Origin of the sequence: Mesorhizobium sp. M0047, assembly GCF_040323315.1 — a bacterium.
Classification (GTDB): Bacteria; Pseudomonadota; Alphaproteobacteria; order Rhizobiales; family Rhizobiaceae; genus Mesorhizobium.
In genome coordinates this window covers 1-20432 of sequence record NZ_JAMYUW010000053.1, presented here as the reverse complement: position 1 = coordinate 20432, position 20432 = coordinate 1, and the positions used below count along the sequence as shown (strand labels likewise).

Annotated in this window: 16 protein-coding genes and 1 tRNA gene; 7 read left to right on the top strand and 10 right to left on the bottom strand. The window is 63.0% G+C overall.

Translation table 11 applies throughout. The features are described 5' to 3' along the window. Nucleotides 1-31: 31 nt before the first annotated feature. The 3 genes from NKJ89_RS31820 to thrC are packed head-to-tail and all read right to left on the bottom strand — an operon-like array spanning nt 32 to nt 3348. Nucleotides 32-628, bottom strand: a complete 597-nt coding sequence (locus NKJ89_RS31820; RefSeq protein WP_023759145.1) for a GNAT family N-acetyltransferase — start codon at nt 626-628, stop codon at nt 32-34. Nucleotides 629-643: 15 nt separating this feature from the next. Then, on the bottom strand, nt 644-1936 hold the full coding sequence (locus NKJ89_RS31815; RefSeq protein WP_352608452.1) for a M16 family metallopeptidase: 1293 nt from the start codon (nt 1934-1936) through the stop codon (nt 644-646). A gap of 14 nt (nt 1937-1950) precedes the next feature. Then, the gene (gene thrC, locus NKJ89_RS31810; RefSeq protein WP_352608450.1) at nt 1951-3348 is read right to left on the bottom strand and encodes a threonine synthase; all 1398 of its coding nucleotides are present in this window, start codon (nt 3346-3348) and stop codon (nt 1951-1953) included. Between the two features lie 128 nt (nt 3349-3476). Between thrC and NKJ89_RS31805 the strand changes: the two genes are divergently transcribed. Then, complete coding sequence (locus NKJ89_RS31805) at nt 3477-4205, top strand: hypothetical protein (protein ID WP_352608448.1); 729 nt, start codon at nt 3477-3479, stop codon at nt 4203-4205. A gap of 42 nt (nt 4206-4247) precedes the next feature. Here the strand turns inward: NKJ89_RS31805 and NKJ89_RS31800 are convergent, their stop codons facing one another. Continuing rightward, nucleotides 4248-4937: an HAD family hydrolase gene (locus NKJ89_RS31800; RefSeq protein ID WP_352608446.1), complete on the bottom strand. Its 690-nt coding sequence runs from the start codon at nt 4935-4937 to the stop codon at nt 4248-4250. A gap of 161 nt (nt 4938-5098) precedes the next feature. Here NKJ89_RS31800 and NKJ89_RS31795 point away from each other — a divergent pair, with 161 nt between their 5' ends. Beyond that, nucleotides 5099-6232, top strand: coding sequence for a site-specific DNA-methyltransferase (locus NKJ89_RS31795; RefSeq protein ID WP_023759150.1), 1134 nt, complete (start codon nt 5099-5101; stop codon nt 6230-6232). An 8-nt stretch (nt 6233-6240) separates the two neighbouring features. Here NKJ89_RS31795 and NKJ89_RS31790 read toward each other — a convergent pair whose 3' ends face one another. From NKJ89_RS31790 to mutY, 3 genes are read right to left on the bottom strand one after another with little or no spacing between them, the layout of a single operon-like run. Beyond that, nucleotides 6241-6624 (bottom strand): WapI family immunity protein, encoded by a 384-nt coding sequence (locus NKJ89_RS31790; protein ID WP_352608444.1) that lies wholly within the window; start codon nt 6622-6624, stop codon nt 6241-6243. Nucleotides 6625-6636: 12 nt separating this feature from the next. Then, nucleotides 6637-7248: an HAD family hydrolase gene (locus tag NKJ89_RS31785; protein WP_352608442.1), complete on the bottom strand. Its 612-nt coding sequence runs from the start codon at nt 7246-7248 to the stop codon at nt 6637-6639. Then, the gene (mutY, locus tag NKJ89_RS31780; RefSeq protein ID WP_352608440.1) at nt 7241-8461 is read right to left on the bottom strand and encodes an A/G-specific adenine glycosylase; all 1221 of its coding nucleotides are present in this window, start codon (nt 8459-8461) and stop codon (nt 7241-7243) included. Before mutY ends, NKJ89_RS31785 begins: the two co-directional genes overlap by 8 nt. Before the next feature lie 55 nt (nt 8462-8516). Here mutY and NKJ89_RS31775 point away from each other — a divergent pair, with 55 nt between their 5' ends. From NKJ89_RS31775 to NKJ89_RS31760, 4 genes are all read left to right on the top strand, one after another. Continuing rightward, on the top strand, nt 8517-9017 hold the full coding sequence (locus NKJ89_RS31775; RefSeq protein ID WP_352608438.1) for a DUF721 domain-containing protein: 501 nt from the start codon (nt 8517-8519) through the stop codon (nt 9015-9017). A 163-nt stretch (nt 9018-9180) separates the two neighbouring features. After that, nucleotides 9181-9933 (top strand): DsbA family protein, encoded by a 753-nt coding sequence (locus NKJ89_RS31770; RefSeq protein WP_352608436.1) that lies wholly within the window; start codon nt 9181-9183, stop codon nt 9931-9933. Nucleotides 9934-10038: 105 nt separating this feature from the next. Further along, complete coding sequence (gene smc, locus NKJ89_RS31765) at nt 10039-13497, top strand: chromosome segregation protein SMC (RefSeq protein WP_352608434.1); 3459 nt, start codon at nt 10039-10041, stop codon at nt 13495-13497. Between the two features lie 399 nt (nt 13498-13896). Then, nucleotides 13897-14289 carry a hypothetical protein gene (locus tag NKJ89_RS31760; protein ID WP_352608432.1) on the top strand — a complete coding sequence of 131 codons (393 nt, stop codon included), beginning with the start codon at nt 13897-13899 and terminating at the stop codon, nt 14287-14289. A gap of 193 nt (nt 14290-14482) precedes the next feature. On the opposite strand, the gene NKJ89_RS31755 is transcribed toward NKJ89_RS31760, so the two are convergent. From NKJ89_RS31755 to NKJ89_RS31745, 3 genes are all read right to left on the bottom strand, one after another. Beyond that, nucleotides 14483-16573 carry an O-antigen ligase family protein gene (locus NKJ89_RS31755; RefSeq protein WP_352608430.1) on the bottom strand — a complete coding sequence of 697 codons (2091 nt, stop codon included), beginning with the start codon at nt 16571-16573 and terminating at the stop codon, nt 14483-14485. A gap of 224 nt (nt 16574-16797) precedes the next feature. Next, nucleotides 16798-16872: transfer RNA gene (locus NKJ89_RS31750), tRNA-Gln, on the bottom strand. 128 nt (nt 16873-17000) lie between these two features. Continuing rightward, the gene (locus tag NKJ89_RS31745; protein WP_023760596.1) at nt 17001-17345 is read right to left on the bottom strand and encodes a VOC family protein; all 345 of its coding nucleotides are present in this window, start codon (nt 17343-17345) and stop codon (nt 17001-17003) included. 214 nt (nt 17346-17559) lie between these two features. Here NKJ89_RS31745 and ppdK point away from each other — a divergent pair, with 214 nt between their 5' ends. After that, nucleotides 17560-20244, top strand: a complete 2685-nt coding sequence (gene ppdK, locus NKJ89_RS31740; protein ID WP_023760595.1) for a pyruvate, phosphate dikinase — start codon at nt 17560-17562, stop codon at nt 20242-20244. Nucleotides 20245-20432: the final 188 nt, after the last annotated feature.

Sequence of the window (20432 nt, the reverse complement as noted above, 5' to 3'; positions counted from 1 at the left end):
AGCCCGTTTCGCAGGAAATTCGTCAAAAAAATCAGTCCTTCGTTCCAACGCACGGCGGATCGTCTGCGATCCGGGCATAGAGGTAGTGGTCCTGCCAGATGCCGTTGATCCTGAGATAGGATCGCAGAAGTCCTTCGCGCCGGAATCCGGCTTTTTCAAGCACGCGGATCGACCTGATATTGTCGGGAATACAGGCCGCTTCGATCCGGTGCAACCTCAGCGTATCGAAGGCGAAGCGGGTCACCACCTTGACTGCGTCGGTCATCAGACCGCGGCCGCCAAAGCGTTCGCCGATCCAGTAGCCGACATGGCCGCTTTGCGAGACGCCATGGCGTATGTTGCCGAGCGTGATGCCGCCCGCCAGTTTGCCGCTGCTGCCTTCGAAGATGAAGAAGGCGATGGCCGTCCCCTGCGCATAATCTTCGCGGTAGCGGCTGATGCGAAGCCGCCACGCATTGCGGTCGAGTTCGTCGGGAGTCCAGCGCGGCTCCCAAGGTTCCAGGAAGGCGCGGCTTTCACCGCGCACCGCCGCCCACTCGCGGTAATCATTGGTGAATGGCACGCGCAGTGTGACGCGGTCGCCTTTCAGCGCCGGTAGGTCACGGCGGAAGAAAGGGAGCGCGAACATGGCGCTTTGAGGGGCTTAGACGGCGAGCTTGCGGGCCGTGGTCTGCGTGCCTGCGAGCGATTCGAGGATCGCCTCGTATGGCGCCAGTGTGCCCACGGGCCCGACAGCGGTAAGCGTCGGCTTGGTCGAGAACAATCGCGACGACAGATCGGTCAGCCGCTCGATCGTCAGCGCCGCCAGCCGTTCCATCAATTCCTCCTTGGCGATCGGCCGGCCGAACAGAAGCAGTTGCCGTGCGATCTGCGAAGCCCGGCTGGCCGGGCTTTCGGCGGACATGATCAGCCCGGCGCGATATTGCGCACGCGCACGGTCGAGTTCTTCCTGCAGGATGTTCTCGCCGGCCTTCTGCAGTTCGTCGATGATGACAGGGACCAGTTCGGCGATATCGCTCTGGCCGGTGGCGGCATGGACGCCGAAGACGCCTGTGTCGGAAAAGCCCCAATGGAAGGCATAGACCGAATAGCACAGGCCGCGTTTTTCGCGGACCTCCTGGAACAGGCGCGACGACATGCCGCCGCCGAGGATCATCGACAGCACCTGCGAGGCATAGAAGTCGCGCACATGATAGGCGCGGCCTTCGAACCCAAGCACGATCTGCGCGTCCATCAGGTCGCGGTCCTCGCGGAAATCGCCGCCGATATATTGCGCATATTGCGGGATGGTGCTGTCGGCCTTGCTGCGGAAGCCGCCGAGCTGCTTTTCGACCTCGCGCACGAAATTGTCGTGCTTGATGTCGCCGGCAGCGACAATCACCATGCGCTCGGCGCCATATTGCCTTTCGATGAAATCGTGCAACTGCCTTGAGGTGAAGGATTTGACGGTTTCCGGCGTGCCCAGGATCGAGCGTCCGATCGTCTGGTGGCGAAACGCCGTCTCCGTGAAACGGTCGAAGACGATGTCGTCGGGCATGTCGTGCGCGGCCCCGATCTCCTGCAGGATCACATGCTGCTCGCGTTCGAGTTCCTGTGGGTCGAACTCGGACTCCTGCAGGATGTCGGCAAGAATGTCGACGGCCAGCGGCACATCGTCGGAGAGCACCCTGGCATAGTAGGAGGTGGTTTCGACGCTGGTGGCGGCGTTGATCTCACCGCCGACGTCCTCGATCTCCGAGGCTATTTCGAAGGCGCTTCGCCTATTGGTACCCTTGAACGCCATGTGCTCGAGCAGATGGGCCATGCCATGCTCGTTGTCACGCTCATTGCGAGCACCCGACTTGACCCAGGCTCCAAGGGCAACCGATTCGATACTTTGAAGGGTTTCGGTGGCGACTGTCAGGCCGTTCGACAGACGGCTTACCTCAACACCCATATGGCTACTACTCCCTAACGCGCCGCCCGCGCGCGGCGGCCGACGTAATCTTCCACCATTTTCAGGTCGGATGGAAGTACCGTGTATTTTTCCTCGGATGTCATCAACCCACCTAGCCATGCGGGCAGTGCGGGTGACACGCCGCTGGCGGCTTCGACGGCGGCCGGAAACTTTGCCGGGTGGGCGGTGCCCAGTACCACCATCGGCACGGCGCCTGACGCCTTGCCCGCCGCGACATGCACGGCTGCCGCGGTGTGCGGATCGAGCAGGTAGTTGCTGGCCGCGAGCGTCGAGCGGATGGTGGCGGCGACCTCGTCCATATCGGCCCGGCCTGCATCGAATTCGGAGCGCATCCCGGCGATTTGCTGGGGTTCGATGGTGAACGCGCCGGACTGCTTCAGGCTGTCCATGTAGCGCCGCACTGTCGCGGCGTTACGGCCTGAGGCCTCAAACAGCAAGCGTTCGAAATTGGACGACACCTGGATGTCCATCGACGGCGACGTGGTCGCAAAGACGCCTTTGGTGCGATATTCGCCGGTCGCGAAGGTCCGCGCCAGGATGTCGTTGTCGTTGGTGGCGATGACCAGCCGCTCGATCGGCAAGCCCATCTTTTTGGCTGCGTAGCCGGCGAAGATATCGCCGAAATTGCCGGTCGGCACCGTGAAGGAGACCGGCCTGTCCGGCGCGCCGAGCGACAGCGCCGAGGAGAAATAATAGACGATCTGGGCCATGATACGGGCCCAGTTGATCGAATTGACGCCGGAAAGCGCAACCCGGTCGCGAAAGCCATGATCGTTGAACATGTCCTTGAGCAGGCCCTGGCAATCGTCGAAATTGCCTTCGATCGCCAGCGCGTGGACGTTTTCAGCCGTCGATGTCGTCATCTGCCGCTGCTGCACCGGCGAGACACGGCCGTGCGGGAAAAGGATGAAGATATCGGTGCGGCTCCGCCCGGCAAACGCATCGATTGCCGCTCCGCCGGTATCGCCCGAGGTGGCGCCGACGATGGTCGCGTGCTGATCGCGTTCGGTAAGCACGTGGTCCATCAGCCGGGCCAGAAGCTGCATCGCCACGTCCTTGAAGGCGAGCGTCGGCCCGTGGAAGAGTTCCAGGATGAAGGTGTTGGGGCCGGTTTGCACCAGCGGGCAGACGGCCTCGTGGCGGAAAGTGGCATAGGCTTCGCGCACCAGCCGCTCGAAGACGGATGCCGGGATTTCGTCGCCGAGAAACGGCGACAGCACGCGGATCGCAAGATCGGGATAGGCAAGCCCGCGCATGGCTCGGATCTCGGCCGCGGAAAACCGCGGCCACTCGCGCGGCACATAGAGCCCGCCGTCGCGCGCCAGGCCAGCCAGCACGGCGTCGGAAAATCCAAGAACGGGGGCTTCGCCTCGGGTACTCACATAGTGCATGTCACAAATCCGTTACTGCTTGGCTTTTCCGTCCACTGCAAGGTGGTTAATTTCTGCGTTGGCTCAGTCGCATTTTTGCCGCGCGGTTGATATACGTCACCAGCTTTGCGAGAGGGAAGTGCAGTTTCATGGTGTTTCGTACATTTAGTGGTCGCTTTTTGGCGGGTCTTGCGCTCACCGGCTTTATGCTTGCCGCCGCCGGCTGCCAATCGGGCGACAATGGCATTCTTAACCTCGGCTTCGGCAAGAAGGACCCGACGGCGCCACCGCCGCCGCAAGATCCCAAAGTACTGGCCAGCCAGTTGCAAGCCTATTGTCCCAGAGTGACGGTGCGTGACGGCACGGCCTTCTTCAACACCTATTCCAAGGACGTCCAGAAGCCCAGGCCCAAGCTCAAGAAGACGGGCGACGCCGCGCAGGATGCCGCCGCCCAGGCAGAGGCCGACGCCGCCGCTGCTGCTCCGCCCGACGAGTCTGCGAACATCGTCTACCAGGCATCGGTCAGCGACGTGACGCGCGACTGCAGCCGTGCCAACGGCCAACTGACGATGAAGATCGCGGTCGCCGGCAAAATTGTGCCGGGGCCGAAGTTCTCGCCCGGCAACATCACCATGCCAATCCGCATCGCCGTGATGCACGGTGCCGAGGTCCTCTACTCGCAGATCCACCAATATCAGGTCCAGGTCACCGATCCCTCGGTCGCCACCCAGTTCGTCTTCACCGATTCCAATGTTGTCGTACCCGAGCCGACGGCGCAGGACTATCAGGTCTTTGCCGGCTATGATGAAAACGCGCCGAAGGCGATGACGGACAAGCCGAAGAAGACCCGCAGGAAGAAAGCTGTCGCGACGAACTAAGTCTCGGCATTTGGATGAAGCGTGCGTCGCGGCGCACGCTTTTCAGGCATCCGCCGACCACTCCGACAGCGCTGCGATCACGCTTTTCAGCTCTGCCCAGCGGCGTATCACCGTCTCGGCGCCGGCTTCGGTCAGCGCGTCGGCATGGCCGGGATAGCTGTGGGCGGCGCCGGTGAAGCCGATCACCCGCATGCCGGCCGTCCTGGCGCCATGGACGCCGTGCACGGAATCCTCGATGACGAACGTGTTCGCCGGGTTTGCGTTGAGTTTCTCCGCCGCAAACAGGAACACGTCTGGGGCAGGCTTGGTTTTTCCGGTCGGTGTTTCCATCGCGGAAAAAATGCGGTCCTTGAAGAAGGGCATCAGGTGAACCTTCTCCAGCATGAATTCGATGCGCTCGGAGCGCGAATTCGAGCAGACGCAGTGCGGCGCGGTGACCGCGGCGACTGCCTCGCGCGCGCCATCGATGGCACGTACGTCGCTGCGCAATTTGCGGTCGACCAGCTCTTCGGCGCGGTCGATCAACGATACCTGGAACGGGATGCTGGACTTCTCCTCGACCCGTATCATGATGTCCTTGAACGTCAGACCAGCGTAGGTCTCGGCGAGTTCTTCCGCTGAGATTTCGTACCCGGCTAAGGTCAGCAGCTCCGCCTCGACGCGGGCGGCAATGATTTCAGAATCGACGAGCACGCCGTCGCAATCGAAGATGACAAGGTCTGGCTGGGGCATGGTGATCCGGACAATGGGAGGATGAAGGCCTCGGGAGGTGAGGCGGCGCGGCATACACCAACAGGGCCACCTTCGCAAACTCGGCAGTCTTCACCGAATATTTACGCTGATCGGTAACCATAACAGAGAGTAAAACAGTAACGCGTGCCCTGGGTGTCAGAATGTCTGCCGTGCGTCTTCTCGACGAGCTATCCCACGCTCCCCTGCAATCCGAATGGCTGGACACGATCCTCAAGGGCGACTGCGTCGCCGCGCTCGACCGGCTGCCCGAAAAGTCGATCGACGTCATCTTCGCCGATCCGCCATACAATCTGCAGCTCGACGGCGATCTGCACCGCCCTGATCAGTCGAAGGTCGATGCGGTCGATGACGACTGGGACCAGTTCGAAAGCTTCGAGGCCTATGACGCTTTCACCCGTGCCTGGCTCCTGGCGGCGCGGCGGGTGCTGAAGCCTAACGGCACCATCTGGGTCATCGGCTCCTATCACAACATCTTCCGGGTCGGCGCCAAGATGCAGGATCTCGGCTTCTGGATCCTCAACGACGTGGTCTGGCGCAAAACCAATCCGATGCCGAATTTCCGCGGCCGCCGCTTCCAGAACGCGCATGAGACGATGATCTGGGCCTCGCGCGACCAGAAGGGCAAGGGCTACACCTTCAACTACGAAGCGATGAAGGCGTCCAACGACGACATCCAGATGCGCTCCGACTGGCTGTTTCCGATCTGCACCGGGGGCGAGCGGCTGAAGAACGACAATGGCGACAAGCTGCACCCGACGCAGAAGCCGGAAGCGCTGCTCGCCCGCATCATGATGGCGTCGACCAAACCGGGCGACATCGTGCTGGATCCCTTCTTCGGTTCCGGCACCACCGGCGCGGTCGCAAAACGCCTCGGCCGCCATTTCGTCGGCATAGAACGCGAGCAGGCCTATATCGACGCCGCCAACGAGCGCATCGACGCGGTGCGGCCGCTGGATGGCGCGGATCTCACCGTGCTTACCGGCAAGCGCGCCGAGCCGCGCGTCGCCTTCGTCAGCCTCATCGACACCGGGCTGATGATGCCGGGCGCGACGCTCTACGACGCCAAGAAGCGCTGGGCGGCCAAGGTGCGCGCCGATGGCACGGTGGCGATCGGCGACAGCGCCGGCTCGATCCACAAGATCGGCGCCGAAGTGCAGGGCCTGGACGCCTGCAACGGCTGGACCTTCTGGCATTATGAGCGCAGCGGCGGCCTGACCCCGATCGACGAGCTTCGCCGCATTGCACGACTGGGGATGGAGCGGGCAGGGGCCTGATCTCGAGATCAGGCCTTGTCTTCCTCCAGGATGATTTCGCTGACCTCGCCTTTCGCCATCAGCGAAAGCTGATTGGCAAAACGCGACAGACGCGCATAGTCCGTCCGGAGTCGCACACGCGCAAAACCACGGGCGTCGATCTCCTCCGCGACCTCGATCTGAACGAACAGATGACCGACCCCGTCTGCCGGGAAGACCGAGATGCTTATCAGGCCGGGCGATCTCAGGGCCAGATCCGAGCGCTTAAGCGGATAGGCCTGCAGCGACGCAATAAATTCGCTTACCTCGTCGGTCGGAAAATAGGCATCGCCATGTCCTCGAAAGTGGCCATGCTCGACACTGGCGTCGAGTATCGACCATTCCGGGTTAAAGGTTAGAACCAGCTTGCCCATTGCCGATCACGATTATGTCACGATGCCGTACCGCTCAAGGTCTGCTTGAAGCGTCTTTGCGTCGGTGAACAGCACCGACTGCCAGCCGGCCGCCTTGGCGCCGTCGACATTCTTCTGGCTGTCGTCGATGAACAGCGTCGCCGCCGGTTCGAGCCCGAATGCGGCGACGTGATGGTCGTAAATGCCGCGATCCGGCTTGATCATGCCGATCTCGCCCGAGATGGTGACGCCACGCGGCCGCTCGAGAAAATCGAAGCGCTCGCGGGCCTCGGCCAACGTGTCGCTGGCAAAGTTGGTCAGCATCGTGACATCGTGGCCGCTCTCGATCAGGCCGACCATGATGGCAACGCTGTCTTCGTAGGCATGCGGCACCATTTCGTGCCAGTGGCGGCGGAAACCGCGGATGTTTTCCGCGTGGTCGGGGTGGTCCGCTATCAGCAGCGCCTCGGCCTCTTCCCAGGTCCGGCCGCGGTCCTGCTCGATGTTCCAGTCATGCGTGCAGACATTGTCGAAAAACCACTTTCTCTCCTCGGCATCCGGAATGAGGCGGCTGAACGGAATGTTGGGATCGTAGTGGATCAGCACTCTGCCGATGTCGAAAACGATGTGGCGTATTTCAGTCATGGGGCCTCTTTGCACTGTGTGGCGACGGCTTTTTCGTCGCGCCGGGTATCGCAGCCTCGATTGCCTTTTTCATGACAGTCGGCAACGCCTCGCCGGAAATCTCGTGGGCGAGAGACCAGAAATGCCCTTCCGGCGCATCACCTTTGATGTGGGCGTGAAAGACTTCGAGTTCGAGAGCGAAATGGGTGAAGACATGGGCAATCTGGCCGGCACGCCGCCAGTCGGCAGGGAAAGGTGCGGCCGCTTCCGTGGTCCCTCCATCGATCCGCGCGGTCCAGCCTGTCGTCGGCACCTCGGTCATTCCGCCAAGCAAGCCCTTCTCCGCCCGTTTGCGCAGCATGATGGCGCCGTCGCCCCGTACGGCGACGAAGGCGGCGCCGCGTCGCAGCGGCTTGTCGGCCTTTGGCAGGCGCACCGGGAAGTGCACGGGATCGCCTGAAACGACCGCGCTGCAGTCTTCGCGCAGCGGGCACAGCATGCAGCGCGGCCGGCGCGGCGTGCAGATGGTGGCGCCGAGATCCATCATCGCCTGGGCGAAGTCACCTGGCCCTGTCGCTGGTACCATGCGCTCGACATGGGCGCGTATCTCGGCCTTGGCCTCGCTCAGCGGCGTGGTGATCGAAAACAGCCGGGAGATGACGCGTTCGACATTGCCGTCGACGACGGCGGCGGGGCGGTCGAAGGCGATCGCCATGATGGCCGCCGACGTATAGGCGCCGATGCCGGGCAGTTCTCTCAATCCCGTTTCCGTGTCGGGAAACCGGCCGCCACGCAGGGCCACCTGATCGGCGCAGGCCTTGAGATTGCGGGCGCGGGAGTAGTAGCCGAGCCCGGCCCAGGCTTTCATCACGTCCTCGGTCGGTGCCGCGGCCAGTGTCTCGACATCAGGCCATTTCTCGACGAAAACCCGGAAATAAGCCTTCACCGCTTCGACCGTGGTCTGCTGCAGCATGACTTCGGACAGCCAGATGCGGTAGGGATCAGGCCTTACGCCCCGCGCATGCTCGCGTGGCGTTATCCGCCACGGCAGCTCGCGGTGGTGCACATCGTACCAGCCGAGCAAGCGGGATGCGATATCGTCACGAACTCTAGATGTGGCTTTGCCACTATCTCCAGATGCAGCTTCTCCGGATGCAGCGTTGCCGCTATCTCCGGATGCAGCGTTGCTGCTATCTCGGGAGGCGGTCTTGCGGGTCTGGTCTGCTGGTGCCATTGATCGGGAATTGGCCTTGGCCGATACTGATGAACGTCGTGGCTGGAGAACGTACATGGCAGGGAGAACGCCCTACGGCAATCCCGTCCCGGTCAGCGACCTCGCGACCAAGATCCTCGATCCGGTGCTGCGCAAGCGGGCCGGCATTTCGATTGGCCTCGTCCAGTCATGGGAAGAGATCGCCGGCCCACGTCTGGCCAGCCACTCGCGCCCTGAAAAAATCCAGTGGCCGCGCCGCATGCATGAGGACGATCCGTTCGAGCCGGCGGTGCTGGTCATCGCCTGCGAAGGCATGGCGGCACTTCACCTGCAGCACGAGACCGGCGAGATCATCAACCGGGTCAACGCCTTCCTCGGTTTCACTGCCATCAGCCGCATCAGAATTCTGCAGAAGCCGGTGACAGCCGACAAGGCAAGGCGCAGACCGGCCCTCAGGCCGCTGACGGCAGCCGAGAAGACGAAACTGTCGGGGACTGTCGGCCTTGTCGACAATGACGGACTGCGCGCATCGCTGGAAAAACTTGGCGCGACCATTATCGGGGAGAGGAAGTCATAAGCCTCTTGAAGAAAGTCATGGATTTGTCGTCAATATCTCGCTTTCGTGATCGCCTTTGTCAGGTTAGGCGATTGGATTGGGGATGGAGATGCCTTAATTCGCGCCAACTCTCGCCTTTTCGTGTCTTTGCATTGCAAAATCCAACCCTTGTCAGGTGATTCGTATGAACCGTCCCCCGTTTGGCCAAAGTCTGTCTCGCAGAAACGTTCTGTCTTCGCTTGCGGCCATTCCGGCGGTTGCCCTGCTCGCCGCCTGCAGCGACTCCAGCGAGGAGGCCAAGGCCGCGGATGTGAAGCCAGCGGCCCCGGCCGCCCCCGCCAAGCCTGCGACGGCGGCCACGCCGGCCGCCGCTACCGCGCCGGAGGCCCAGGGCACCGTGGACATGGCGGAACTGATGAAGCCGGGTGCGCTGCCCGACAAGCAGCTTGGCAAGGACGACGCCAAGGTCACCATCGTCGAATACGCCTCGATGACCTGCCCGCACTGCGCGCATTTCGCCGAGACCACCTTTCCGGAACTGAAGACCAAGTACATCGACACCGGCAAGGCGCGCTACATCCTGCGCGAATTCCCGTTCGATCCGAGCGCCGAAGCCGGTTTCATGCTGGCGCGCTGCGCCAAGGATAACTATTTCCCGATGGTGGATGTCCTGTTCAGGCAGCAGGCGAACTGGGTCGGCGTCCAGAACACCAAGGATGCGCTGCTGCAAATCTCGAAGCTCGCCGGTTTTACACAGGAGTCCTTCGAGGCCTGCTTGACGGACCAGAAACTTCTGGACGATGTGAGATCGGTCCAGAAGCGCGGCGCTAATGAATTCAAGGTCGACTCGACACCGACCTTCTTCATCAACGGTAAGACCTACAAGGGGGCGATGTCGATTGAGGAAATGTCGGCCATTATCGACCCCTTGCTCTGACATACGGTCAGCGCTGAGGCGGCGCCGCTTCGGCGCGCGCCGCGTCTCGTTGTGCCGTGAATTCCCATCGCAAAACCGTGCAAACCCGCTTGATAGGCTGCGCGAATGAAGTTTTCGCGCCTTCGCCTTCTCGGTTTCAAGTCTTTCGTCGAGCCCGGTGAGTTCGTCATCGAACGCGGACTGACCGGCATTGTCGGGCCGAACGGCTGCGGCAAGTCGAACCTTGTCGAGGCACTGCGCTGGGTGATGGGCGAAAGCTCCTACAAGAACATGCGCGCGTCCGGCATGGACGACGTCATCTTCTCCGGCTCGGGCACGCGCCCGGCACGCAACACCGCCGAAGTGACGCTTTTCCTCGACAACAGCGACCGTAGCGCGCCCGCGGCCTTCAACGATGCCGACGAACTGCAGGTGTCGCGCCGCATCGAGCGCGAGGCGGGCTCGCTCTATCGCATCAACGGCAAGGAAGCGCGCGCCAAGGACGTGCAGCTTCTGTTCGCCGACCAGTCGACCGGCGCGCGTTCGCCGTCGATGGTCGGTCAGGGCCGTATCGGCGAACTGATCCAGGCCAAGCCGCAGGCGCGCCGCGCGCTGCTCGAAGAGGCGGCCGGCATTTCCGGCCTGCACACCCGCCGCCATGAGGCCGAGCTGCGGCTGAAGGCGGCCGAGCAGAACCTCGAACGGCTGGACGACGTCGTCGGCGAACTGGAAAGCCAGATCGAAAGCCTGAAGCGCCAGGCGCGCCAGGCGTCCCGCTTCAAGAACCTGTCCGCCGATATCCGCAAGGCCGAAGCGACGCTCTTGCATCTGCGCTGGACGCTGGCCAAGACCCAGGAGGGCGATGCGCGCTCGGCGCTTGCCGTTGCCACGGCGCTTGTTGGCGACCGCGCCGCCGCACAGATGGCCGCCGCGCGCGAGCAGGGCATCGGCGCTCACCGCCTGCCCGATCTGCGCGACGCGGAGGCCGCCGCGGCTGCTGCCTTCCAGCGCCTGTCGATCGCCAAGTCGCAGATCGAGGAGGAGGCCGGCCGTATCCGCGCCCGTCAGACCGAGCTCGAGCGCCGGCTGCAGCAACTCGACGGCGACATCGCCCGTGAGGAGCGCATGGTCCGCGACAATGCGGACATCCTCGAACGCCTTCGCACCGAAGAAGCTACGCTGAATTCCGAAAACGCCGGTGCGGCCGAGCGCGAGGCCACCACCCGCGCCGCCTTCGAACAGGCGGCATCGACGCTTTCGCAAAGCGAAGCCAGGCTCGCCACGCTCACCGCCGAGCGGGCGGAGGCCGCCGCCGCGCGCAACCAGATCGAACGGACGCTGCGCGACACCGCCGAGCGCCGCGACCGCTTCGCGCGTCAGCTTGCCGACGTCGACCGCGAATTGTCGGAGATACTCTCCAAGGTCGCCGGCCTGCCGGACCCGGCGGAGAAGCGCGTGCTGGTCGAACAAGCTGTGGCGCTGCTGGAGGAAGCCGAGGCTGCCGTATTGGAGACCGAACAGTCGGTCATCGATGCCCGCACCACCGAAAGCTCTGCCCGCCGACCGCTTCAGGATGCCAGGGCCGAACTGGCGCGGATCGAGACTGAGGCGCGTACGCTGGCCAAAATCCTGAACGCCGCCAGCGGCGACCTTTTCCCGGCGGTGCTGGAGCAGATCAGCGTCGACCGCGGTTTCGAGACGGCGCTTGGTGCGGCCCTTGGCGAAGACCTCGACGTGCCGCTCGACCGCAGCGCACCGGTGCATTGGGGCGAAAGCGGAATCCAGCCCGGCGACGCGGCTCTGCCCGAAGGCGTCAGGAGCCTTGCCAGCGTTGTTCACGCGCCGGCACAGCTCGCCCGACGCCTGGCGCAGATCGGTATCGTCGAGCCGGGCGATGGCCGCCGCCTGCAGGCGCTCCTTGCTCCCGGCCAGCGGCTGGTCAGCCGCGACGGCGCACTGTGGCGCTGGGATGGCTTTACCGCCAGCGCCGACGCACCGACCGCCGCCGCACAGCGGCTGGCGCAAAAGAACCGGCTGGCCGAACTCGATGCCGAGGCGATACAGGCGACGCTCGTCCTGCGCCAGGCCGAGGAGGCGCTTGCGCAGGCCGAACAGGCGCTCCGCCTGGCGAGCGAGGCCGAGCGCAATGCGCGCCAGGCCGGTCGTGACGCTCAGCATCGGCTGGACGCTGCCCGCAATGCGCTGGTTGAGGCTGAACGGGCCGGCGGCGAATTGCAGAGCCGCCGCGCGGCACTGGATGAGGCGCGTGCCCGCATCGTCGACAGCTATGAGGAGACCTCGGAAGCCTTCGCCGAGGCGGAAATGCTGCTGCAGGACGCGCCCGATCTCGGCGACCTGCAATTGCAGCTCGAACAGTCCTCGGCCAATGTCGCCCGCGACCGCGCCACGCTTGCCGATGCACGTGCGGTGCACGAGGGTCTGCGGCGCGAAGCCGAGGCGCGCGCGCGCCGGCTCGATGCCATTGGCGCCGAGCGCAGCAACTGGCTGGAGCGGGCTGAAAACGCCTCGACGCAGATCGCATCGCTTGGCGAACGCAAAGCCGAAGCCGAGACCGAACGCGAGCGGTTGGCGGATGCTCCTGATGAAATCGACGCCAAGCGGCGCGCGCTGCTGTCGCAGCTCACCGAGGCCGAGACCTTGCGCAAGGCGGCGGCCGACCGTTTGCAGGAAGCAGAGAACCGGCAATCCGAACTGGACAAGGCCGCCACCGGCGCCATCCAGTTCCTGGCCGAAGCGCGCGAGACCCGTGTTCGTGCCGAAGAGCGGCTGACCGCGGCCGACGAACGCCGGCTGGAGGTCGAGGCGCGCATCCAGGAAACGCTGAACACCCCGCCACATCTGGTCATTCGCCACACCGGTCTGGAGGCTGACAGCCCGATGCCCGACATGGCCGAGATCGAACGTCAGCTCGATCGGCTGAAGATCGAGCGCGAACGGCTGGGCGCCGTCAACCTGCGCGCGGAGGAAGAGCAGAAAGAGCTTTCCGATAGGCTCGAGGCGATCGTGTCCGAACGCGAGGACATCATCGAGGCGATCCGCAAGCTCAGGCAAGCAATCCAGAGCCTCAACCGCGAAGGCCGTGAGCGACTGCTCGCCGCCTTCGACGTCGTCAACAGCCATTTCCAGCGGCTGTTCTCGCATCTGTTCGGCGGCGGCACGGCGGAGTTGCAACTGATCGAATCCGACGATCCGCTCGAGGCCGGGCTCGAAATCCTGGCCCGCCCGCCCGGCAAAAAGCCGCAGACCATGACACTGTTGTCCGGTGGCGAGCAGGCGCTGACGGCGATGTCGCTGATCTTCGCCGTGTTCCTGACAAATCCGGCGCCGATCTGCGTGCTCGACGAAGTCGACGCCCCGCTCGACGATCACAATGTCGAGCGCTTCTGCAATCTCATGGACGAAATGGCTAACACCACCGAGACGCGCTTCGTCATCATCACCCATAACCCGATCACCATGGCGCGCATGAACCGGCTGTTCGGCGTGACGATGGCCGAGCAGGGCGTCAGCCAGCTTGTGTCGGTCGACCTGCAGGCCGCCGAAGCGATGCGCGAAGCGAGCTGACCCGGTCCGGCTGTCGACTATCCGCCGTTGCGGTGCATGGCCCAGTTCGCGCACGTTGCGACCACAAGAACCGCACGCCATACAAATGCAATCGGTAGCCCAATCGAACACATCCAGATCGCGCGCTATCGGCGCCGTGCCCCTTAAGGGCCCCGATCATGGCCTGGACCACGACCGGGCAGATGGGCTCGCTTCCGAGCTAGTTGCAGCCGCAATTCAACGCTCGATCACATCCGATAACATTTGCGTTCCAAGTCATTCAACGCCGGAGTGGCCTCCATATATGCCTTCTCGGGCCGAGGACCGCCGGCCGATGAATGCGCCACTGCGGCTCGACGCGACCAAACGCCCCTTTTGGAAAGCGGCTTCGCCGCTCGCTTCATCAAAGGAGATATCGTCATGCGCACCTTCATGCCAAAAATCATCGCGGCCGCATCGATCTTCGCGGCCATACCGCTTTCGAGCGCCTACGCTGTGCACCGTCACCACAGGGTAAAGGTCGACACCCAGACCACGGCATCGGTGTCGGCGGATCCGGAAGCGAGGGCGGCGTCAGAGCAGTTGCTCAGCGTGAAGCAGGGTATCCGCGTGGCCAGGAAAACTGGCAAGATCACGCAGGATCAAGCCCGCGACCTGATGCAGCAGGCGGATATTATCCAGCACACCCCGTCGACTTCAGCCCGTTCGAAGCTTGGACAGATCAATGCGCTCGATCAGCGGCTTCAGGCTACCACCGGCCAAGGAACCTACATGGGTGATGGCGCGGATGGCGGCTACTATCCAAACGGCTGACCAACACACGCCCTTCAAAAACGGCCGCCGGCGTAAACGGCTTCCTCAACCACACGCCGGCACCGGACGCGACGGTGGATGGGCTCCTGTAGGGACGCCCTGTGCGCGGGGCGGGTGGTGGCGTCCCGCCACGATTGCACCGAATCCTTGACTGAGTCAGACCGGTTGGCCGGATGCGGTGCGAGAGCCGGCCCTAGAAATAGGTTCGCGGCGCGACAAGGTTGTTCTGCTGGCGAACATAAAAGCAGTAGAAGCCGAACGCTGCAGCGAACCACATGAAGGCCTCGCCCATAGCCAGCCGGTTGTTTGAATTGGTAAGGATGGTTATGGCGAAGAAGACCAGTGTTGAGATGTAGCAGGACCATGCGGCCGGAGCGATAAGCTTGGTCCGCATGGCCAGCAGAACCTGCCTGGACGACCAAGTGTAGAGGAAGGCAAAGAACGCCAGCCCGACCACACCATAGCGCACCGCAATCTCCAGATAGCCGTTGTGGAAGACGTTTAGGATCATCGGATGATAGGTTCTGTGCTGCCATTCGGTCAGCCAGCTGGAACTGGCTCCGAAGATCGGGTGGCGTTTCCAGATCTCGATCGCATCCGCCCACAGCATCAGCCGTTCCTTGGCTGCAAGCGGCGTCACATCGCTCGCGATGGCTCGGTCGAAGGCTGGGAGGACGCCATGCCTCAAGACATCCGGAACCAAGGCCTTGACGAAGATCATGGTGTCGCCGGCGGTGGACGAGAAGATGTTGTGTGTTGCGACAACGCCGGCCGCCACGATCGCCAGCACGGCACCTGAAACCAACAGTTCGCGGCGATGACCTCTCGCCAGGGTCATGACCGCCAACAAGAGCAGGGCGAGCGCAAGCGCAAGCCAGACGCCCTTCGACCGCATCTCAATGATGTTGACGAGGGCAAACAGCAGGACGGCTGTCGACAGCGCCCAATGCAGGTTCTTGGTTGCTTTCCCGAGGTCCGTTCTCTGGGCCGTGTATGCCATGAACTGCAGCGCGCAAAGGAAGATGAAGCCGGCAGCCACCGACGCGTGGATGGGATTGTTGAAAAGCCGCGGGGTCGGTTGGATACCTTGAAGCATGTCCGAATAGAAGGTGTCCGCCGCCAGGAAGACAAGACTGAGGATCATGAACCAGAATACGAGCCGCGCGGGCTGCCTGATAAACAGCAGAAACGCGAAGCCGGTCGTCGCATAGAACAGCGGAAACATGTAAATGCCTTCGGCGCCACCCAATTGGTGGGTGCCGAAATAGACGATCGCCAGTCGGATGAAGACGTAGAGCGACCAACCCAGACACAAAAAGCCGACCCAACCGATCAGCGGTTTGCTGTAGGTCCACAAATCCACCCTGAACCAGCGGATGACTGCGACCAAGGCAAGGGCCAGGCCCGCATAGCGGTAGGTGTCGGCCTCGCGCCACACCGCGGAAACCATGGCGAGAGTGGCGAGCGCCGCAAGCAACAGAAGCAAGGTATGGCGCGGCGCGTTGTCCTTGGCATAGTCCAGGGTTTCTCGCGGCAAAGGGGGCCGCAGCAGGACGTGATGCAGGCGGCGCAGTTCGTCCTTGGCCCGCAACGCACCAGCACTTAGCCGGCTCGGTCCGCCAAGCCTTGCAGATTTGTAGCTTCCCGAGGGACCGGCTATGGCGGAAATCTTGCTGCTGGCGGCGAAGCCAAGCACGTTTTGGCGAACTGAATAGATTTTCAGGCCGGTATCCCAAAAGCGTTCGAGTGCGACATCCCATGGCATTTTCATTACGGCGAGCGCCGACAACAGTCCCTGGGCTCCCTGGCGCGTCACCAGATAGGCGGCGGCCGAACCTTGCGGGCCATGCAGCGCGCGACCGATCTCATCGCCTTCCGTCGTCTCGATGGCGCGCATGAAGAAGCTCGTGCGATGGTTGGTCAGCTTGATGGCATCGAAATCCGGCACCGCCGCGATGATGGCCTCGATGCGCCGCATTGTGCGTTCGCTGAAGAGGACGTCGTCTTCGACAATCAGGCCATAGGCGCCGCCACCGGCGAGGAAGGTCTCCAGCGCCCGGATATGGCTGCGGTAACAGGCATATTCGCCGGGCAGAATGTCGCGCCCGCTCAGCTTGCGCGCGGTTGGAAGATCGATCTCCGTCCAGTCCTCCTTGGCGAGGGCGCGGCCGTCGATGGCGGCAATGCGTTGCAAGGTCAGGCCGGCCGCTTCGGCGCTGGCGACCAATTCGCTCCAGCGACCGGTCTCGCGATCGAGGTTGATGGCGAAGATAGGAAGGTTCATTGAAGTTCCATGTTGAGCCGCCACCCCTCTTGGTCGAATCTTCGATGACCTTGTATGGAAAAGAGGGAGATGTTCAATACTGTTCAGACTGCATAGTGACGATCCCAGTTTGCCGCGATTTGCACTGGGAGGCTCGAACCACTCCAAACCCAACGGGCCAAAAGTGTTACCCATATCTCCGGTATAAACCGTAACCCATGTGTCCGGAACGGACCTTAAAGGGATGGCTGGGGCGCCAGGATTCGAACCTGGGAATGTCGGTACCAAAAACCGATGCCTTACCACTTGGCGACGCCCCAATTGCCGTCAGAGTCGCTTGTGCGGCGCGTTATTAGCAGAGCAGCCAAAAAGCACAATCCTTATGAGCGACGGTCAGAACGATCAAATTTGGTGAGGCAAAGCAGCGCCGCCGGACGACATGCGACGGCTACTCGGACCACACCGCCATCTCGTTGCCGGCCGGATCGACAAAGTGGAAGCGGCTGCCGCCGGGGAACGCGAAGATCGGCTTTACGACCGTGCCGCCGGCATTTTCGACAGCGCGCAGCGTTTCCTCCAGGTCCCTGCTGTAGAGCACGGGCAGCGGCTTTGCCGATGCTTCCGCGGCATCGGCCTGAAAACCGCCGTCCAGGCCCTCGGCAAAGGCCGAATAGGTCGGTCCATAGTCGGTGAAGGACCAGCCAAAGGCGCCACTGTAGAAGGCTTTGAGCCGGTCCAGCGTTCCGCCGGTCGCCGGCATTTCGAGATAGTCGAGCTTTCCGGACGATTTCATGGGCGTCTGTTTGTTCATGGTTTGTTCTAAACCAAAAGCTGCGCGATGGCAAGTCTTTTTGCCGCATCCTTGGACACGGCTTTTGCTTAATCGATTGTAGGGGCCGGGCGGCTTCGCCGACGCCTTGCCTTTCGCACTGCAGCATCATATCGCTCCAGGGTCGGACCGGCGGAACTACTCGTTTCGCCAATCTCCTCCAACCGGAGAGCAATGCATGACCAAATGGGTTTTCACCTTTGGCGATGGTGCGGCGGAAGGCCGTGCCGGCGACAGGAATCTGCTGGGCGGCAAGGGCGCCAACCTGGCCGAGATGTGCAGCCTGGGCCTGCCGGTGCCGCCGGGCTTCACCATCACCACTGAGGTCTGCAACGCCTATTACGCCAATGGCCGCACCTATCCGGCCGGATTGGAAGCCGATGTCGCGGTTGCGCTCGATCACATCGGACACCTGACCGGCCGCCGGTTCGGCGACCCGTCGAAACTGCTCCTCGTGTCGGTGCGTTCGGGGGCTCGCGCCTCGATGCCCGGCATGATGGATACCGTGCTCAATCTCGGGCTGAACGACGAGACGGTGGAGGCGCTAGCCACCGATTCCGGCGATGCGCGCTTTGCCTATGACAGCTATCGCCGCTTCATCCAGATGTATTCCGATGTCGTCATGGGCCTCGACCATGAGGTGTTCGAGGAAATCCTGGAGGACCAGAAGGGCGGGCTTGGGCATGAGCTCGACACCGAACTGACGGCGCTCGAATGGCAAGGCGTGATCGCGCTCTACAAGGCCAAGGTCGAGGAAGAACTCGGCAAGCCGTTCCCGCAGGATCCGCATGAGCAGCTATGGGGCGCGATCGGCGCCGTGTTCTCGAGCTGGATGAACAACCGCGCCATCACCTACCGGCGCCTGCACGACATTCCCGAAAGCTGGGGCACCGCGGTCAATGTCCAGGCCATGGTGTTCGGCAATATGGGTGAGACATCGGCCACCGGCGTTGCCTTCACCCGCAACCCGTCGACCGGCGACAAGATGCTCTATGGCGAGTTCCTGGTGAACGCACAGGGCGAAGACGTCGTCGCCGGCATCCGCACGCCGCAGAACATCACCGAGGCGGCGCGCATTGCAGCGGGCTCGGACAAGCCGTCGCTGCAGAAGCTGATGCCGGACGCGTTCCGGTCCTTCGTCACCATCTCCGACAGCCTGGAAAAGCACTACCGCGACATGCAGGATCTCGAATTCACCATCGAGCGCGGCAAATTGTGGATGCTGCAGACCCGTTCGGGCAAACGCACCGCCAAGGCGGCGCTGAAAATTGCCGTCGAGATGGCGCGGGACAGGCTGATCACGAAAGAGGAAGCCGTCGCCCGCATCGACCCGGCATCGCTCGATCAGCTGCTGCATCCCACCATCGACCCCAAGGCCGCGCGTGACGTCATCGGCATCGGCTTGCCGGCGTCGCCCGGTGCCGCCACCGGTGAGATCGTCTTTTCCTCTGCTGACGCCGAGGAGTTGAAGACGCAAGGCCGCAAGGCGATCCTGGTGCGCATCGAAACCAGCCCCGAGGACATTCACGGCATGCATGCGGCGGAAGGCATCCTGACCACGCGCGGCGGCATGACCAGCCACGCCGCTGTGGTGGCACGCGGCATGGGCAAGCCTTGCGTGTCGGGTGCCGGCTCGCTGCGCGTCGACTACAAGGCAGGCACGCTGATGGCGATGGGTTCGACCTTCCGCAAGGGCGATATCGTCACCATCGATGGCGGCAATGGCCAGGTGCTGAAAGGCGCCGTGCCGATGCTGCAGCCGGAACTTTCCGGCGATTTCGCCGCCATCATGGAGTGGGCGGACGCGGTGCGCCGCATGAAGGTGCGCACCAATGCCGAAACGCCGCTCGACGCGCGCATGGCGCGCTCCTTCGGCGCCGAAGGCATCGGCCTTTGCCGCACCGAGCACATGTTCTTTGATGGCGACCGCATCGTCGCCATGCGCGAGATGATCCTGGCCGATACCGAAAAGGACCGGCGTACGGCGCTAGCCAAGCTCTTGCCGATGCAGCGTTCTGACTTCCTCGAATTGTTCGAGATCATGGCCGGCCTGCCGGTGACGATCCGCCTGCTCGATCCGCCATTGCACGAATTCCTGCCCAAGACCGAGGAGGAGGTGGCCGAGGTTGCCGCCGCCATGAAGGTGTCGCCGGACAAGCTCAGGCAGCGCACCGAGGCGCTGCACGAGTTCAACCCGATGCTCGGCCATCGCGGTTGCCGCCTGGCCGTCTCCTATCCCGAAATCGCCGAGATGCAGGCGCGCGCCATTTTCGAGGCGGCCGTCGAGGCCGGCAAGAAGGCCGGCGCGCTTGTGGTCCCCGAAATCATGGTGCCGCTGGTCGGCCTGGTGAAGGAGCTCGACTACGTCAAGGCGCGCATCGATGCGGTTGCCAAGAGCGTCATGGAGGAAACCGGCGTCAACATCGAGTATCTCACCGGCACCATGATCGAACTGCCGCGCGCGGCGATCCGCGCCCATGTCATCGCGCAGTCCGCCGAATTCTTCTCCTTCGGCACCAACGACCTGACCCAGACGACGTTCGGTATTTCACGCGACGATGCGGCCTCGTTCCTGGAGACCTATCGCCAGAAAGGCATAATCGACCAGGATCCGTTCGTCTCGCTCGACATCGACGGCGTCGGCGAGCTGGTGCGCATGGCTGCCGAAAAGGGCAGGGCGACGCGGCCCGACATCAAGCTCGGCATTTGCGGCGAACATGGCGGCGACCCGGCCTCGATCCGCTTTTGCGAAGAGGTCGGCCTCGACTACGTGTCCTGCTCGCCCTATCGCGTGCCGATCGCCAGGCTGGCGGCCGCACAGGCGGCGGTGCGGGTCGCGAGAGCAACTCCAGGAAAACTGTGAAACGGTTTTTCCGGGAAAGCGCGCAGCGCTTTCCCTTGAGGAATTGCGTCAAAACAAAGAGTTAGAGCAGTTCGCCGTTTCGTGAAACGGTGAACTGCTCTAACAGGCTGTTGAAGAAGTGCTAGCGCAGGCGTTAGTGGCGTGATTCACTGCTCCCCGGAAGAATGGGGATTTGCGGATGCGCGGAT

Coding starts and splice junctions, on each gene's coding strand:
- NKJ89_RS31785 (WP_352608442.1), bottom strand. CDS start 7,248: ATGACTGAAATACGCCACATCGTTTTCGACATCGGCAGAGTGCTGATC.
- NKJ89_RS31805 (WP_352608448.1), top strand. CDS start 3,477: ATGGTGTTTCGTACATTTAGTGGTCGCTTTTTGGCGGGTCTTGCGCTC.
- NKJ89_RS31815 (WP_352608452.1), bottom strand. CDS start 1,936: ATGGGTGTTGAGGTAAGCCGTCTGTCGAACGGCCTGACAGTCGCCACC.
- NKJ89_RS31760 (WP_352608432.1), top strand. CDS start 13,897: ATGCGCACCTTCATGCCAAAAATCATCGCGGCCGCATCGATCTTCGCG.
- NKJ89_RS31790 (WP_352608444.1), bottom strand. CDS start 6,624: ATGGGCAAGCTGGTTCTAACCTTTAACCCGGAATGGTCGATACTCGAC.
- smc (WP_352608434.1), top strand. CDS start 10,039: ATGAAGTTTTCGCGCCTTCGCCTTCTCGGTTTCAAGTCTTTCGTCGAG.
- NKJ89_RS31800 (WP_352608446.1), bottom strand. CDS start 4,937: ATGCCCCAGCCAGACCTTGTCATCTTCGATTGCGACGGCGTGCTCGTC.
- NKJ89_RS31755 (WP_352608430.1), bottom strand. CDS start 16,573: ATGAACCTTCCTATCTTCGCCATCAACCTCGATCGCGAGACCGGTCGC.
- NKJ89_RS31775 (WP_352608438.1), top strand. CDS start 8,517: ATGGCAGGGAGAACGCCCTACGGCAATCCCGTCCCGGTCAGCGACCTC.
- NKJ89_RS31745 (WP_023760596.1), bottom strand. CDS start 17,345: ATGAAATCGTCCGGAAAGCTCGACTATCTCGAAATGCCGGCGACCGGC.
- NKJ89_RS31770 (WP_352608436.1), top strand. CDS start 9,181: ATGAACCGTCCCCCGTTTGGCCAAAGTCTGTCTCGCAGAAACGTTCTG.
- ppdK (WP_023760595.1), top strand. CDS start 17,560: ATGACCAAATGGGTTTTCACCTTTGGCGATGGTGCGGCGGAAGGCCGT.
- mutY (WP_352608440.1), bottom strand. CDS start 8,461: ATGGCACCAGCAGACCAGACCCGCAAGACCGCCTCCCGAGATAGCAGC.
- thrC (WP_352608450.1), bottom strand. CDS start 3,348: ATGCACTATGTGAGTACCCGAGGCGAAGCCCCCGTTCTTGGATTTTCC.
- NKJ89_RS31820 (WP_023759145.1), bottom strand. CDS start 628: ATGTTCGCGCTCCCTTTCTTCCGCCGTGACCTACCGGCGCTGAAAGGC.
- NKJ89_RS31795 (WP_023759150.1), top strand. CDS start 5,099: ATGTCTGCCGTGCGTCTTCTCGACGAGCTATCCCACGCTCCCCTGCAA.